Genomic DNA, 13,481 nt, shown 5'->3' on the forward strand with positions numbered 1-13,481 from the left:
TATATTACACGCACTACACTATTCCCATTCACTTCTGTTCGCCATCGCCGAGCAATGCCAGGCTGGCGGCCATTTGCGGCAAATCGAGCACGCGGTCGGCGCCGGCCAGCTTGAGCGCGGCGGCCGGCATGATGCCACAACTGGCCCGCTGCGGGTCTTGCACCCAGGCGCTGCCGCCCAGCTGCCGCACGCGCGCCAGGCCCGCCGCGCCGTCGGCCGAGGCGCCCGTCAGGATGATGGCCAGCATGGCGCGCCGGTAGGCATACGCAGCCGTTTCCAGCAAGACATCGATCGATGGGCGCGAAAAATACACGGGCGCTTCCTGTGACAGGGAAAAACAGCCATCGGGCTCGACTTGCAGGTGGTAGTCGGGCGGCGCGAAATACACGACGCCGGGTTGCAGCGGTTCCTTGTCCTGCGCTTCGCGCAAGGGCAGCTGGCAACGTTCCGCGTACAACTGCGGCAACTGGCTCGAGCGGCCCGGCGCCAGGTGCAGCACCACCACCACGGCCGCGCGGCAGGTGGCGGGCAAGGCGCGCAGCACGATGCCCAGCGCTTCTACGCCGCCGGCCGAAGCGCCGATGGCGATCAGGCGCAGGCCGGCCGGCGGTGACGCGACGTCGGAGCTCGGCAGCATGTCAGGCACGCTGGAAGATGCGTTCGGCCGGGCTCAGCTCGTTAAAGCTGTCCGCATGACGGCTGAAATGCAGGCTTTCCTTCATGCCCAGACCCAGGAAGCCCCGGTTCACCAGCGCTTCGTGGAACAGGCCCAGGCTGCGGTCCTGCAAATCTTTATTGAAATAAATCATCACGTTACGGCAGGAAACCATGTGCACCTCCGAAAACACGCTGTCCGTCGCCAGGCTGTGGTCGGCGAAGACGAACTGGCGCCGCAAGCGCCGGTCAAAGATGGCGCCCTTGTAGGCGGCCGTGTAATAGTCGGACAGCGAGCGCTTGCCGCCCGCCAGCTGATAATTCTCGCTGAACTGGGCGATGCGCTCGACCGGATAGATACCCGCTTCCGCGGCGGCCAGCGCTTCCACATTGATGTCGGTCGCATAAATCATGCTGCGCTCGAGCAAGCCTTCCTCTTCCAGCAAGATGGCCAGCGACCACACCTCTTCGCCGCTGCTGCAGCCGGCCACCCAGATCTTGATCGAGGGATAGGTGTGCAGGATGGGCACGACTTTTTCGCGCAAGGCGCGGAAATACGCGGGATCGCGGAACATCTCGCTCACCTGCACCGTAAAAAATTGCAGCATCTGCGCGAACATGGCCGGCTCGTGCAAGATGCGGTCCTGCAATTGCGACAGGCTGGCGCAGCCGAAGCGCTCCATGGCCTGACGCATGCGCCGGCGCAGGGAGGCCACGGAATAATCGCGGAAATCGTGCTGATAGCGCAGCAATATTCCCTCAAGCAATAATTTCAGTTCTATATCGAAAATATCGTCATCTAACAACATCCACCTCATCGGATACCTGACCGTTGAACACGGGGCAACACGCACCGTGCAGTCACTGCCAAATGCTAGCAGATCGTCGCCGATTATCCCGCAGGAAAAGCGTCAGTTAGGTACGCTGGCGTACGCTAGATCCAATTTTTTCACGCGTCCACGCCCTTCATGCCTTCCTCCGTATAGCGCGCGCCCGCCGCCATGCCCAGGGGAAAGGCCGCGTTCATCGCCGCCAGCTCCGCCCCGTCCAGCCGCACGGCCAGCGCGCCCAGGTTGTCGTGCAGGTAGGCGATGCGCTTGGTGCCGGGAATGGGAATGATGTCGTCGCCTTGCGCCAGCAGCCAGGCCAGCGCCAGCTGGGCCGGCGTGCAGCCTTTGGCGCGCGCAATGTCCCTGACCTGCGCGACGATGGCCTGGTTATGCGCCAGGTTGTCGGCGGCAAAACGGGGATTGAAGTGGCGGAAATCTCCCGCGTCGAGACTGGCCGCATCGGCGATGGCGCCCGTCAGGAAACCGCGCCCCAGCGGGCTGTAGGCAAAGAAACTGGCGCCCACGTCGCGGCAGGCGGCCAGCACGCCCTGCTCCGGCTCGCGCGTCCACAGCGAGTATTCGCTCTGCACGGCGGCCACGGGGCAGAGCGCCGCCGCGCGCCGCAAAGTGGCGGCGCTCACTTCGCACAGGCCCACGGCGCGAATTTTTCCTTCTTGCCGCAATTGCGCCAGCGCTCCCATCGACTCTGCCAACGGCGTATCGAGGTTCAGGCGGTGCAGGTAAAACAGGTCGATGCTCTCCACGCCCAGGCGCGCCAGCGACGCTTCGCACGCCTGGCGGATGTAGGCGGGGGAATTGTCGACGCGGCGCGCATAGCTGCCCGGCTCGCGCGCCAGGCCGCACTTGGTGGCGACCAGCGCCTGGCCTGGGTGGCGCGCCAGGAAACGTCCCAGCAATTGCTCGTTGCGGCCAAAACCGTAGGCGTCGGCCGTGTCGAACAGGGTCACGCCCGCCGCCAGGGCCGCTTCCAGGGTGGCCATCGATTGCGCCTCGTCCGTGGCCCCATAAAATTCCGACATGCCCATGCAGCCCAGGCCCAGTGCCGAACTGTTCAAGCCGCTATTACCGATCCGTCGTTGTTGCATGCTGCTCTCCTCATGTGTTGACTCGATGCAGCCAGTCTAGGCCGTGCCGGCTGGCGGGGGAATGCGCGATTTCGTGATACCTTTCTGGTATGAGAGCCCTCGACACCCACGCCCTGACCCTGTTTTGCGCCGTCGCCCGTTGCCTGAACTTTCGCCAGGCGGCCGAGCAATTGCACATGACCCAGCCGCCCTTGTCGCGCGCCATCAAGACACTGGAAGAAAAACTGGGCGCGCGCCTGTTCGAGCGCGACACGCAGGGCGTGGCCTTGACGCAGGCGGGCCGCACCCTGCTGCCGCAGGCGCTGCACATCCTCGACTTGCTGGAGACGGCGCACACGTCGCTGCAGCGTGATGCCGCCCCGGCACGCCTGCGCCTGGGTCTGACCAGCTCCGTGGCGGCCGGCCTGTTCCGCCCGCTGCTGGCGGCGCTGGAGGCGCAACTGGGCAGTGTCCGGCTGGAACTGACGGCGGCGCCGTCGCCGCGCCTGGTGGCTGGCGTGCGCAAGGGCCAGCTCGACGCGGCCCTGCTCGCGCTGCCCAGCGCCACGTTCGAACTGGCCGTGCAGCCGCTGGCGCGCCAGCCCATGATGCTGGCCCTGCCCGCCGGGCACCGGCTGGCGAAGAAGCGCAAGCTCAGTCTGACCGACATCGCGGCAGAATCGATTTACTGGTTCGAACGGGCGCGCCAGCCCGCCTTCTTCGACCATTGCCAGCAAGTGTTTCGCCGCCATGGCTTCGCGCCCGCCTTCCTGCGCGAAGCGCCCGACCACCATGTGCTGCTCGGCGACGTGGCGGCCGGCAAGGGCATGGCGCTGCTGGCCGACTCGTTCCGCGCGCTGCGCCTCGCTGGCGTGGCCTACCGGCCATTGGCGGAGGGCGAGGAATTGGCTGCCGGCATCGGCCTGGCCTGGCGGGAAGAGCACGGCCATGCGGCCCTGCCCCTGCTGCGCCGGCTGGCGCAGGAACACCTGCAAAAGTGAGGGTCACACGCGGATGCGCCAGACGCGCTACCATAGCGCCTTCCCCATTTTGCGCCCCACCACGACCATGACGTTTACCCTCAGCGACGCCGCCTACGCCACCGATACCCCCGAAGCCAAGCAAGCCATGTATGCGGACCTGCGTTCGCAACTGCAAGGCTTGCTGTCGGGCGAAACCGACTTCATCGCCAATACGGCCAACTTCAGTTCGCTGGTCTTCCACACGATGCCGGGCCTGAACTGGGCCGGCTTTTATTTCCTCAAGGGCGAGGAACTGGTGCTGGGACCGTTCCAGGGCAAGCCGGCCTGCATCCGCATCAAGAAGGGCCGCGGCGTATGCGGCACCACCGTGGTCGAAGGCAAGTCCATCGTCGTGCAGGACGTGCACGCTTTTCCCGGCCACATCGCCTGCGACGTCAATTCCCGTTCGGAACTGGTCGTGCCCGTGTTTGCACACGGCCAGATCGTCGGCGTGTTCGACCTCGACAGCCCTTTGACCGGCCGCTTCGATGACGTCGACGCGCAAGGCGTCGAATCGCTGGTGCGCGTGCTGGAAGCGGCTATCGTCGCTGAATAATCAGTTGCCGGACTTGACGGCGATGAATTCGCCCTTGCCGACAGTCGCCAGGCACGCCGTGTAGCGGCTGTCGGCGCGGATGGCGTCAAGGAACTGCGCCATGTCCGCGTAGTGCGAACTGGCGTTGTCGACCACCAGCACGCCGCCCGCCGCCAGCACCCGGTCCAGCTGCGGCCACCATTGTGCATATTGCTGGCGCGCGGAATCGAGGAAGATGAAATCGTAGGCGCCGTCCGCCGCATCGCGCAGCACGTCGCCCGCGTCCGCCAGCAGCTGACCGATCACGCCTTGCAGTTGCGCGCGCACAAAGTTGTCGTGCGCCATGTCGAACTTGTCCTGCGCCTTTTCCACCGTCACCACGCTGCCGCCCAGCGCCTGCGCCGCGCGCGCCAGCCACAGGGTCGAGTAACCGTTCGAGGTGCCGATTTCCAGCAGCCGGCGCGCGCCGCGCGCGTGCACGAGCACGGCCAGCAATTCGCCCGTGTCGCGCGTGATGTTGAGCATGCGGCTGGCGCGTTCCGTGTGCGCCGCATCGTTGCTGCTGCCGAAGGCTTCAAGTTCGCTCAACAGGGTATCAATGTCCGGCATGATGGCTCCTTGTGAAAAACATCAGCATAGCAAAAAAACTAGGCGCTGGCGCGGCGCAGGGGGCGCTTCAGAGTTTGCACCATCACCACGCCCAGCAGGGTCACGCCGCCGCCGATCACATCGTAGCTGTGCAAGGTTTCACCGAGAAACAGCATGGCGATGATCACCGTGAACACGGGCAGCAGATTCATCAAGGTGGTGGCGCGGCTGGGGCCCAGCTTGGCCAGGCCATGCATCCACAGAAACGGCGCGATAATGGACGCGGGGATGCCGGCAAACAGCACCAGCGGCAAGCCGGCGCCCGTGACGGGCGGCGCCGACTGGCTCAGGTAATACACGAACAGCACGGGCACGGCGCACCAGACCTGGATCAGCAAGGAGTGCCAGTTATTCAGAGGAATCTTCCAGCGCTTGAGCAGCACGCCGTAGCCCGCATACGACAGGCAGGCCAGCAGCATCAGCGCGTCGCCCAAGGCCGCGCCATGGGCGATCAGGGCGGCCGGGTCGCCATGGCTGAGCAGGTAGCCAAGTCCCAGCAAGGACACGATGCCGCCGAACACGCCGCCCACGGTAGGCGCCTCTTTCAACACCAGTACGGACAGGCCCACGGCCAGCAGCGGCATCATCGACGCGAGGATACCCATGTTGGTGGCCGTCGTCGTCTGTGCGGCGATGTAGGCAAGGCACTGGTACATGACCATGCCCAACATGCCCAGCACAAACAGTTTGCCCAGATACGGTGTCACCACGGCCCGCTGCTTCCACACGGCGCGTCCAAACACGAGCGCCAGCAGCACGCCGGCCAGCAGCCAGCGGAAGAACGAGATGGCGGCCGGATCGATCACGCCCACGGCCAGCTTGCTGACGATGGTATTGATGGCCCAGATCAGCACGGCGATCACGGGAAACAGATAATGCTTGGCTTGCATGCGGCGGACTCCAGATTTCAATACCGCCATTTTCGCATGGTCTGATTCCATGGATATAATGCATATCGGACAATCGATGCGAAGAACAGGACAAAGACACCATGGCCAGCAACCAGCATTTCCCCGCCGTTTCCGACGCCCTGCCCTATCCCGTGTACTTTCGCCTCGACGATTACCGTGCGCACCAGCAATTCGATTACCAGAGCCATCCGTGGGGCCAGCTCACCTATTGTTCCACGGGCGTGATGGAAATCATGGTGGCGGGCCAGCGCTATCTGTCGCCGCCCCAGTACGCCGTGTGGATACCGCCCGAGACCCTGCACGACGGCTATATCCGCCAGGACGTCGTGTTTCACTCGGCCTACATCGATGCCAGCCTGTGCGCGCAGCTGCCGGCCCAGCCGTGCGCGCTGGTATTGAGTCCCCTGCTCAAAGCCATCCTCGGCGACTTCGCCGACAGAAACGTCACCACGCCCGCCACCGCAGCCGACCAGCGCCTGGCGCAAGTGCTGGTCGACCAGCTGCAGCTGGCGCCGTGCAGCCGCAACTACCTGCCCGGGAGCGACGAGCCCGTCATCGCAGCCTTGCTGGCGGCCCTGCAGGCGGAGCCGGGAAGTAACCGCTCACTGTCCGAGTGGGCCGCGCAATTGCACGTCACGGAGCGCACCCTGGCGCGCCGCTGCCAGCGCGAGCTGGGCATGCCGTTCGGCGAATGGCGCCAGCGCCAGCGCTTCCTGGCCGCCCTGCCCCTGCTGGAACAGGGAGAAACCGTGCAGGCGATCGCGCTGGAACTGGGCTACAGCACGGCCTCCGCCTTCATCGCCATGTTCCGCCGCCAGAGCGGCGGCACGCCGGACCAGTTCCGCCGCGGCCTGCGCTGAAAAAGCGGCTCCGCTTTGTCATGCTTTGTCATATTGGGATGCTAAAATTCAAACATCTTTCCAGAGAGCAAAAGGACGCGCATGAACCCCAGCACCGACACGGCCACCGATACCCAAGGCAGCGAACACATGCCCCAGGCATCAGAAACGACCGTGACGGCGCCAGCGCCCGTCAAGCTCGGCAAGGAAGACATCCCCACCGTATTGGGCAAGCTGCGCACCCTGGTGCAGAACAAGACGCGTTTCGAGCCGCACGACATCACGCCGCTGGGCGAGGAAGACGTGCTGCAGGATTTTTCCCTGCAAGCCAATTACGCGCTCGAAGCGCGCTTCGAACAGCGTGTGATCAATGGCTATTTCACACCCTCGGGCAATGACTGCCGCTGTGGCTCCCACGAGGTGGGAGCGCTCGCTCACGCGCAGGAGAAGGAGCGGCTGCGCCGCGCGGCGGGCAAGCTCGACAATGCCTTGCGCCAGGCGGGCCAGGCCTACAACGCCATCGAAGCGGGCGCCTACCTGCCGCACGCCGTCAAGTACTGGCACCTCGATACGTGCGTCCCCTGTTCGGGCAAAGGCCGCATCGGCTGCCACACCTGCCACGGCGCGACGACGGAAACATGCTGGAACTGCCACGGCGGGCGCACCGTCAGCTGCGACGCTTACGGCTGCTACGGCAGCGGCAAGGTGTCGTGCTCGTATTGCAGCGGCAGCGGCACCGTGTCCGAGCAAGTCACCGATTACATCACGGTGCAAGTGCCCACTACCACCTACAGCAACGGCAGCTCGCACACGAGCTACCACAGCGAAACGCGCACGCAATACCGCACCGAGCATCGCAATTGCTACCATTGCAGCTACGGCAAGGTCAGCTGCAACACCTGCCACGGTTCCGGCAACATCAATTGCGGCACTTGCCGCGCCAGCGGCAAGGTTACGTGCCGCACCTGCAGCGGCGTGGGCGACCTGCGCTGCAACCCGTGCGACGGCTCCGGCAAGGTGGGCACGGCGGCCTGGGTCGACGTGCACGTGACGCCCGGCTACAGCGTCAGCCTGCCCAAGCAGGCGCCCGACGACGCGCGCCGCATCCGCGACAAGGAGAGCGTGCACTCACTGGCGGCCATTGCCAGCAGCCTGACCCTGGCAAAAGTGAGCATTTACAACGAAGACCAGCCGCAGGAAGTCGACGCCCTGTATGCGGCCAAGCTGCGCATCGTGCGCCTGGACGCATCGTGCAATGCAGAAAAACACCACCTGGTGGCGTACGGCACGGACTTGCGCTGGCTGACCCTGGACGACATCGTGGAAAAACTGCTGCGCGGTGACCTCAAGGCGCTCAGCGATGCGTTGGCCGGCAGCGCCGACGACGGCCTGTTCTCGGCCCACGTGCAAGGGCTATTGACGCCGCTGCGCGACGTGGCCGCCTCGGAGCTGAATGCGGACGTGATCGAGTCTGTCCTCAGCGGCGACGCGGATCACGCCCATGTCGATGTCGTCTCCGCCGAGTATGCCAACAATGTGCGCACCTGCGTGCTCGGTGCCCTGCGCCAGGTCTACACGCGGCTGGCCAAGCAATTCTGGTGGAAAAGCGCGCTGGCCGCGCTGGCCGCCGCCATCGCCGTCTGGTTCTTCGCCGGGCACGGGGCCGCTGCCGTAGCCGGCTTGCTCGTCACGGGCGCCGGCTACTGGCTGTTCAACCGCAAGGTGAAAAGCGTGCTGAGCGAAGCGCTGGGCGGCGAGCAGCAGGCCGAACGCGCCATGGGCATCGCCGGCAAGGGCCGCCGCAACCAGCTGGCGCAAGTGCTGATCCTCGCCCCCGCCAGCGTGGCCGTACTGGCCGCCAGCTATGGCTTGCCCGTGCGCGTGCGCCCCGCTGCGCCGCCGCAGCAGGCGGCCATGGCCTCGGCGCCCGTTACGCCCCATGCACCGGCCGCCGTGCCGCCGGACGCAAGTGCCGCCAAGGCCGTCAAGCTGTACGAAAATGGCGACAAGGCACAGGCGCTGGCCATGCTGGAAAGCCTGGTCGGCAAGGGCGACGCGGGCGCGTATGGTCTGTATGGCTGGATGCTGCTGATGGGCGAAGGCAAGCCCGGCCCCGTCACGGCGCCGACGGCGCAGCAGCGCGAAGCGCGCCAGGTGGCCGCCAAGCCCCTGGTCGGCAAGGGCTTGCTGAAGAACGACAGTTATGCGCTGACGGCGAAGGGCGTGATGCTGGCCGAAGGCTGGCAGGAACCACGCAACATGGCGCGCGGGCTCGACCTGCTGAAACAGGCCGCGAACAAGGGCAATGCGCAAGCGATGCACTTATTGGGCCTGTACCACGTGCGCGGCTACCAGATTCCCGTCAACCACAAGGAAGCGCGCAAATGGTTCACCCTGGCCGCCGACAAGGGCAGCGCAGGCGACATCTACAACCTGGGACTGATGGACTGGGAAGGCGCCGGATTGAAACGCCCGGACCGCGCCAGCGCCATGCAGCGCTGGAAGATCGCTGCCGCCATGGGCGAGGAACGCGCGATCAAGGCCGTCGCCCAGGGACAGCCTTAAGCGGCTGCCGCCAGCGCCTGCAAGGCCATCGGGTTCGGCGTGGGCTCACCGATTTTCGTCAGCAGGTTGCGGTCCGTGTGGTGGAACGGTTCGTCCTTGCCGCGGATCAGCATGACCGTGTCTTCATCGTAGCCCCACGTGCCGTCGGCGTGGATATCGACCTTGATCCGGTATTCGACGGTGGTGAACGCGTGTTCGAGGAAGGGGTTCGAGCAGATGCCGTAGGCCGTCGAATCGCGCTTGGCCACCAGTTCGAAACTGGTGGCGTCCGCCGTCGTCGTACCGGACGCCATGGCGATCTGGCCGCGCGGGATGGCCAGGGTCTGGATCACGGCGCCCGTGGCCGGCTCCCACAGCCAGTAGCCCACCTGCTCATGATAGGTTTTCACTTGGTCCGGCTTGGTGATGTGGATGTAGTAGCGCAAGCCGTAGAACAGTTGCGGGCCGTTGGTGACGGGGTCGATCGGCTGCAGTTCGATGCGTTCGACGAAGGCCTGCTTGCGCGGACCGTCCGCTTTCGGCTTGACGTCCAGGCCGCGCGTGCCCGTCCAGATGCCGGCCATGCCGGTCAGGGGCCCCAGGTTGTTCAGGGTATGCACGTCGGCGGACGGCTCGGTGTAGATATCTTCGGGAAAATCGCTCATGCGGAAGTCTTCAAAATGGGGCAACAGTGCTTGCCGCCATTGTAAGACGCAGGCCGCTATCTGGGAAAGAGCGCGATGTGGCGTTCGACGAACAGCAAGGCTGCAGCGGCCAGCTCGGGGCGCTGCGTTTCGAACACGGCCGCATCGCGCGTTTGCAGCAGATTGGCTGCCGCCTCGGGCAGGCCCAATTCGCCGGCGACGAACGCCGCCACCGCGTCGATATTCGCGTACAGGGCGCTGTCGAAGCCTTCCCAGTCCACGTAGGCCAGCCACTCGGCCAGGGTCAGCACTTGGGCGACGGGCGGCGCCAGGGCTGCGATGCGTTCAGAACGCAGCACGCTGTCGTCGCGGATGCCTTCCTGCTGCAGGACGGCCAGCGCCACCTGCTGCAGCGCGTCTTCGGGATCGTGCCGGTATTTGTTCAGCAGGCGCTGCGTCAGGCTGGTACTGGCCGCATCCATGCTCAGACCAGCGGCTCGGTCGAACCGGTCAGGGTAAAGATCTCAAAGCCCGTTTCCGTCACGGCCAGCGAATGCTCGAACTGCGCCGACAGCGAACGGTCTTTCGTCACCGTCGTCCATTTGTCGGGCAAGACCTTGACCTGGTAGCTGCCCACGTTGAGCATCGGTTCGATCGTAAAGATCATGCCTGGTTCGAGCACGATGCCCGTGCCGGCGCGGCCGTAGTGCAGCACTTGCGGCGTGTCGTGGAAGACCTGGCCCACGCCATGGCCGCAGAAGTCGCGCACGGAGGAAAAGCCCTGTGCCTTGGCCACCGCCTCGATGGCGGCGCCCACGTCGCCCAGGGTCGCGCCCGGACGCACGGTGTGGATGCCGGCCATCATGGCGTCATACGCCGTGTTGACGAGGCGGTTGGCCAGGATGGACACGGCGCCCACCTTGAAGGTGCGGCTGGTATCGCCGAACCAGCCGTTGAATTTCGGGGTCACGTCGATGTTCAGGATGTCACCCACCTTCAGGATCTTGGTGTCCGACGGGATGCCGTGCGTGACGACGTGATTGACGGAGATGCAGCTGGCGTGCTTGTAGCCGTGGTAGTCGATGGTGCCGGGGATGGCGCCGGCGGCGCGCATGAACTCCTCGCACAAGGCGTCGAGTTTGGCCGTCGACACGCCCGGTTTGACGAAAGGCGCGATGTAGTCGAGCGTGTCGGCGGCGATGCGGCCGGCCGCGCGCATGCCGATAAAACCCTCTTCATCGTGCAGCGGGATTTTCTTGCCGTGTTCAAGCTGGGTGGAATAGCGCATGGGGATTCTTTTCTTTGTTAGTGTGATGTGGAATGCAAGGCCCAGCCGCGCACGGCATCGTGCGAGGCGCGCAGCATGGCGTCGACGCTGGCCGGTATCGGCCGCTCTTGGGTCAGGTAGGGCTTGACGACGGCCACGGGCGCGTCGATCAGCACGAATTTGAGCAGCATGTGATCGAGGTCCAGCTCCGTGGTGGCGGGCATGGCTTCGGCGCAGCGCACAAAGCAGGCGTCGAGCGCCGCCTGCTCCTCTTCCACGGCGGCCAGCAACTCCTCGCTGAGGCCACCGCTGAAATCGGGGCTGTCCGCGCATTGCAGCAGGAAGCGCGCATACACGGGCTTGCGCCGGCACCAGTCCAGCAGACCGTGCACGCCGGCCCAGGTGTCGCCGCCGAGCCAGCGGCTGGCTACTTCCTCGCGGAAGTCGCTTTTCACGCGCAGCCAGGCGCGCGCCAGGATGGCGTTGCGCGAATCGAAGCGGTGATACACGGAGCCGATGGGCGCGCCGGCCTTGACGGCGATGGCGGCCATCGACACGGCGCCCACGCCGCACTGGGCGGCGACGGCGATCGCGCTGTCGATGAAGTTGTTTTCGTTGAATTTGGCAAGTCTGACCATTCAAATAGAATACAGATTCTATTTGAATCCGTCAAGCGCCCCCGACATGCGCCAACATGAGTTGCCGCGCTGCCTTACAATGGTATGCACGAACCGCTACAAGGAGAATCCGCTTGCTTACGCCCCCCTTCATCGCCTCCTCCCGCTTCGACGATCCACGCCTGGCGTTGGAACAGGTGCAAGCCATCTACCGCAGCAGCATCGAACACTTGCGCGACGCGCTGCAGCGCTTTGTCGCCGGCGAAGACATGCACGAACGGGTGCGCGCCTGCTACCCCTTCGTGCGCATCCAGACCGACACCGTGGCGCGCGCCGACTCGCCGCTGGCCTACGGTTTTGTCGCCGGCCCCGGCGTGTTTGAAACCACGCTGACGCGCCCCGACCTGTTCGGCGATTACTACCTGGACCAGTTCACCCTGCTGCTGAAAAACCATAACAGCGGCCAGAAAGTGCACCTGGAAGTGGGCGTCAGCGCCCAGCCCATCCCCGTGCATTTCTCGTTCGCCGAGCATGACCATATCGAAGGCAATATGGATGCGGGCCGCCGCCTGGCCATGCGCGACCTGTTCGACCTGCCCGACCTGTCGGCCATGGACGACGGCATCGCCAACGGCACGCACGAACCGGCGCACGGCGAAGCGCAGCCCCTGTCGCTGTTCACGGGACCGCGCGTCGACTATTCGCTGCAGCGCCTGCGCCATTACAGCGGCACCTCGCCGCAGCATTTCCAGAACTTCGTCCTGTTTACCAATTACCAGTTCTACATCGATGAATTCATCCGCCTGGGCCACGCCATGATGGACCGCGCGCCCGATGCGGCCGCGCCATCGGACGACGACGGCTACGTCGCCTTTGTCGAACCGGGCAACGTGGTCACGCGCCGGGTCGGCCAGACGGTCGAAAGCGAGGATGCGCTGGGCGCCGCCCCGCCGCGCCTGCCGCAGATGCCCGCCTACCACCTGCTGCGCGCGGACGGCAGCGGCATCACCATGGTCAATATCGGTGTCGGTCCGGCCAACGCGAAGACCATCACCGACCATATCGCCGTGCTGCGCCCGCACGCCTGGCTGATGCTCGGCCATTGCGCGGGCCTGCGCACCACGCAAAGCCTGGGCGACTACGTGCTGGCGCACGCGTATGTGCGCGAAGACCACGTGCTCGACGAAGACTTGCCGCTGTGGGTGCCGATCCCGCCGCTGGCGGAAATCCAGCAGGCGCTGCAAACGGCGGTGGCGGAGATCACCCAGCTCACGGGGCATGACTTGAAACACATCATGCGCACGGGGACCGTGGCCAGCACGGACAACCGCAACTGGGAACTGCTGCCGCAGCGCACGCCGGAGCGCCGCTTCAGCCAGAGCCGCGCCATCGCGCTGGACATGGAAAGCGCGACGATCGCCGCCAACGGCTTCCGTTTCCGCGTGCCGTACGGCACCCTGCTGTGCGTGAGCGACAAGCCGCTGCACGGCGAAATCAAGCTGCCCGGCATGGCCAATCACTTCTACCGCGAAAGAGTCGACCAGCATCTGCGCATCGGCATCCGCGCCGTGGAACTGCTGCGCCGCCAGGGCGTGGACCGCCTGCACAGCCGAAAATTGCGCAGTTTTGCGGAAGTGGCGTTTCAATAAGCGCGCTTCCCCGTCATGCCGGCCGCCCTCCACGGGCGGCTTTTTTTTGCCCGTAGCGCTGACGCAATGCGGCAGGCAATCGTCGCAACGACACTATAAAACGTCACAAAAAAACAACAGATGTCTAGATCGGCATTATAAAAAAACAAAACTATCCACGCTTTTTTTGCTAATGGGAAAATTAAATTTATTTAACAATTGAAATTTAATGATTTCCTGCCATACACAAATCAAAT

At 64.8% G+C, this 13,481-nt stretch carries 14 protein-coding genes; 5 read left to right on the top strand and 9 right to left on the bottom strand.

The features are described 5' to 3' along the window. Positions 1 to 28: 28 nt before the first annotated feature. The 3 genes from JAB4_RS22785 to JAB4_RS22795 form a co-directional block, all read right to left on the bottom strand. Positions 29 to 637 (bottom strand): chemotaxis protein CheB, encoded by a 609-nt coding sequence (locus tag JAB4_RS22785; RefSeq protein WP_070221077.1) that lies wholly within the window; start codon positions 635 to 637, stop codon positions 29 to 31. Position 638: 1 nt separating this feature from the next. After that, on the bottom strand, positions 639 to 1,463 hold the full coding sequence (locus JAB4_RS22790) for a CheR family methyltransferase (protein ID WP_200899269.1): 825 nt from the start codon (positions 1,461 to 1,463) through the stop codon (positions 639 to 641). 140 nt (positions 1,464 to 1,603) lie between these two features. After that, the gene (locus JAB4_RS22795; RefSeq protein WP_070221072.1) at positions 1,604 to 2,590 is read right to left on the bottom strand and encodes an aldo/keto reductase; all 987 of its coding nucleotides are present in this window, start codon (positions 2,588 to 2,590) and stop codon (positions 1,604 to 1,606) included. Between the two features lie 89 nt (positions 2,591 to 2,679). On the opposite strand from JAB4_RS22795, the gene JAB4_RS22800 reads away from it, so the two are divergent. Further along, positions 2,680 to 3,570 (top strand): LysR family transcriptional regulator, encoded by an 891-nt coding sequence (locus tag JAB4_RS22800; protein WP_070221070.1) that lies wholly within the window; start codon positions 2,680 to 2,682, stop codon positions 3,568 to 3,570. 67 nt (positions 3,571 to 3,637) lie between these two features. Beyond that, positions 3,638 to 4,147: a GAF domain-containing protein gene (locus JAB4_RS22805; protein WP_070221149.1), complete on the top strand. Its 510-nt coding sequence runs from the start codon at positions 3,638 to 3,640 to the stop codon at positions 4,145 to 4,147. Here JAB4_RS22805 and JAB4_RS22810 read toward each other — a convergent pair whose 3' ends face one another. Next, complete coding sequence (locus tag JAB4_RS22810; protein WP_070221068.1) at positions 4,148 to 4,735, bottom strand: class I SAM-dependent methyltransferase; 588 nt, start codon at positions 4,733 to 4,735, stop codon at positions 4,148 to 4,150. A gap of 38 nt (positions 4,736 to 4,773) precedes the next feature. Beyond that, a complete protein-coding gene (locus JAB4_RS22815; protein WP_070221066.1) occupies positions 4,774 to 5,664 on the bottom strand; it encodes a DMT family transporter in 891 nt (296 codons plus the stop codon). A 101-nt stretch (positions 5,665 to 5,765) separates the two neighbouring features. Here JAB4_RS22815 and JAB4_RS22820 point away from each other — a divergent pair, with 101 nt between their 5' ends. Both JAB4_RS22820 and JAB4_RS22825 read left to right on the top strand, forming a co-directional pair. Then, complete coding sequence (locus JAB4_RS22820; RefSeq protein ID WP_070221064.1) at positions 5,766 to 6,545, top strand: helix-turn-helix transcriptional regulator; 780 nt, start codon at positions 5,766 to 5,768, stop codon at positions 6,543 to 6,545. 81 nt (positions 6,546 to 6,626) lie between these two features. Further along, positions 6,627 to 9,089: an SEL1-like repeat protein gene (locus tag JAB4_RS22825; RefSeq protein WP_070221062.1), complete on the top strand. Its 2,463-nt coding sequence runs from the start codon at positions 6,627 to 6,629 to the stop codon at positions 9,087 to 9,089. On the opposite strand, the gene JAB4_RS22830 is transcribed toward JAB4_RS22825, so the two are convergent. From JAB4_RS22830 to JAB4_RS22845, 4 genes are read right to left on the bottom strand one after another with little or no spacing between them, the layout of a single operon-like run. Continuing rightward, the gene (locus JAB4_RS22830) at positions 9,086 to 9,733 is read right to left on the bottom strand and encodes a heme-binding beta-barrel domain-containing protein (RefSeq protein ID WP_070221060.1); all 648 of its coding nucleotides are present in this window, start codon (positions 9,731 to 9,733) and stop codon (positions 9,086 to 9,088) included. The genes JAB4_RS22825 and JAB4_RS22830 overlap by 4 nt on opposite strands. A 56-nt stretch (positions 9,734 to 9,789) precedes the next feature. Then, positions 9,790 to 10,194 carry a hypothetical protein gene (locus JAB4_RS22835; RefSeq protein ID WP_070221058.1) on the bottom strand — a complete coding sequence of 135 codons (405 nt, stop codon included), beginning with the start codon at positions 10,192 to 10,194 and terminating at the stop codon, positions 9,790 to 9,792. Between the two features lie 2 nt (positions 10,195 to 10,196). Beyond that, positions 10,197 to 11,000, bottom strand: coding sequence for a type I methionyl aminopeptidase (map, locus tag JAB4_RS22840; protein WP_070221056.1), 804 nt, complete (start codon positions 10,998 to 11,000; stop codon positions 10,197 to 10,199). Between the two features lie 17 nt (positions 11,001 to 11,017). After that, positions 11,018 to 11,617, bottom strand: a complete 600-nt coding sequence (locus JAB4_RS22845; RefSeq protein WP_070221054.1) for a TetR/AcrR family transcriptional regulator — start codon at positions 11,615 to 11,617, stop codon at positions 11,018 to 11,020. Positions 11,618 to 11,730: 113 nt separating this feature from the next. Between JAB4_RS22845 and JAB4_RS22850 the strand changes: the two genes are divergently transcribed. Continuing rightward, on the top strand, positions 11,731 to 13,245 hold the full coding sequence (locus JAB4_RS22850; protein ID WP_070221052.1) for an AMP nucleosidase: 1,515 nt from the start codon (positions 11,731 to 11,733) through the stop codon (positions 13,243 to 13,245). The last annotated feature ends 236 nt before the right edge of the window (positions 13,246 to 13,481 follow it).

This window comes from Janthinobacterium sp. HH102, from assembly GCF_001758625.2.
Taxonomy (GTDB): Bacteria; Pseudomonadota; Gammaproteobacteria; order Burkholderiales; family Burkholderiaceae_D; genus Janthinobacterium.

Coding starts and splice junctions, on each gene's coding strand:
- JAB4_RS22785 (WP_070221077.1), bottom strand. CDS start 637: ATGCTGCCGAGCTCCGACGTCGCGTCACCGCCGGCCGGCCTGCGCCTG.
- JAB4_RS22790 (WP_200899269.1), bottom strand. CDS start 1,463: ATGTTGTTAGATGACGATATTTTCGATATAGAACTGAAATTATTGCTT.
- JAB4_RS22795 (WP_070221072.1), bottom strand. CDS start 2,590: ATGCAACAACGACGGATCGGTAATAGCGGCTTGAACAGTTCGGCACTG.
- JAB4_RS22800 (WP_070221070.1), top strand. CDS start 2,680: ATGAGAGCCCTCGACACCCACGCCCTGACCCTGTTTTGCGCCGTCGCC.
- JAB4_RS22805 (WP_070221149.1), top strand. CDS start 3,638: ATGACGTTTACCCTCAGCGACGCCGCCTACGCCACCGATACCCCCGAA.
- JAB4_RS22810 (WP_070221068.1), bottom strand. CDS start 4,735: ATGCCGGACATTGATACCCTGTTGAGCGAACTTGAAGCCTTCGGCAGC.
- JAB4_RS22815 (WP_070221066.1), bottom strand. CDS start 5,664: ATGCAAGCCAAGCATTATCTGTTTCCCGTGATCGCCGTGCTGATCTGG.
- JAB4_RS22820 (WP_070221064.1), top strand. CDS start 5,766: ATGGCCAGCAACCAGCATTTCCCCGCCGTTTCCGACGCCCTGCCCTAT.
- JAB4_RS22825 (WP_070221062.1), top strand. CDS start 6,627: ATGAACCCCAGCACCGACACGGCCACCGATACCCAAGGCAGCGAACAC.
- JAB4_RS22830 (WP_070221060.1), bottom strand. CDS start 9,733: ATGAGCGATTTTCCCGAAGATATCTACACCGAGCCGTCCGCCGACGTG.
- JAB4_RS22835 (WP_070221058.1), bottom strand. CDS start 10,194: ATGGATGCGGCCAGTACCAGCCTGACGCAGCGCCTGCTGAACAAATAC.
- map (WP_070221056.1), bottom strand. CDS start 11,000: ATGCGCTATTCCACCCAGCTTGAACACGGCAAGAAAATCCCGCTGCAC.
- JAB4_RS22845 (WP_070221054.1), bottom strand. CDS start 11,617: ATGGTCAGACTTGCCAAATTCAACGAAAACAACTTCATCGACAGCGCG.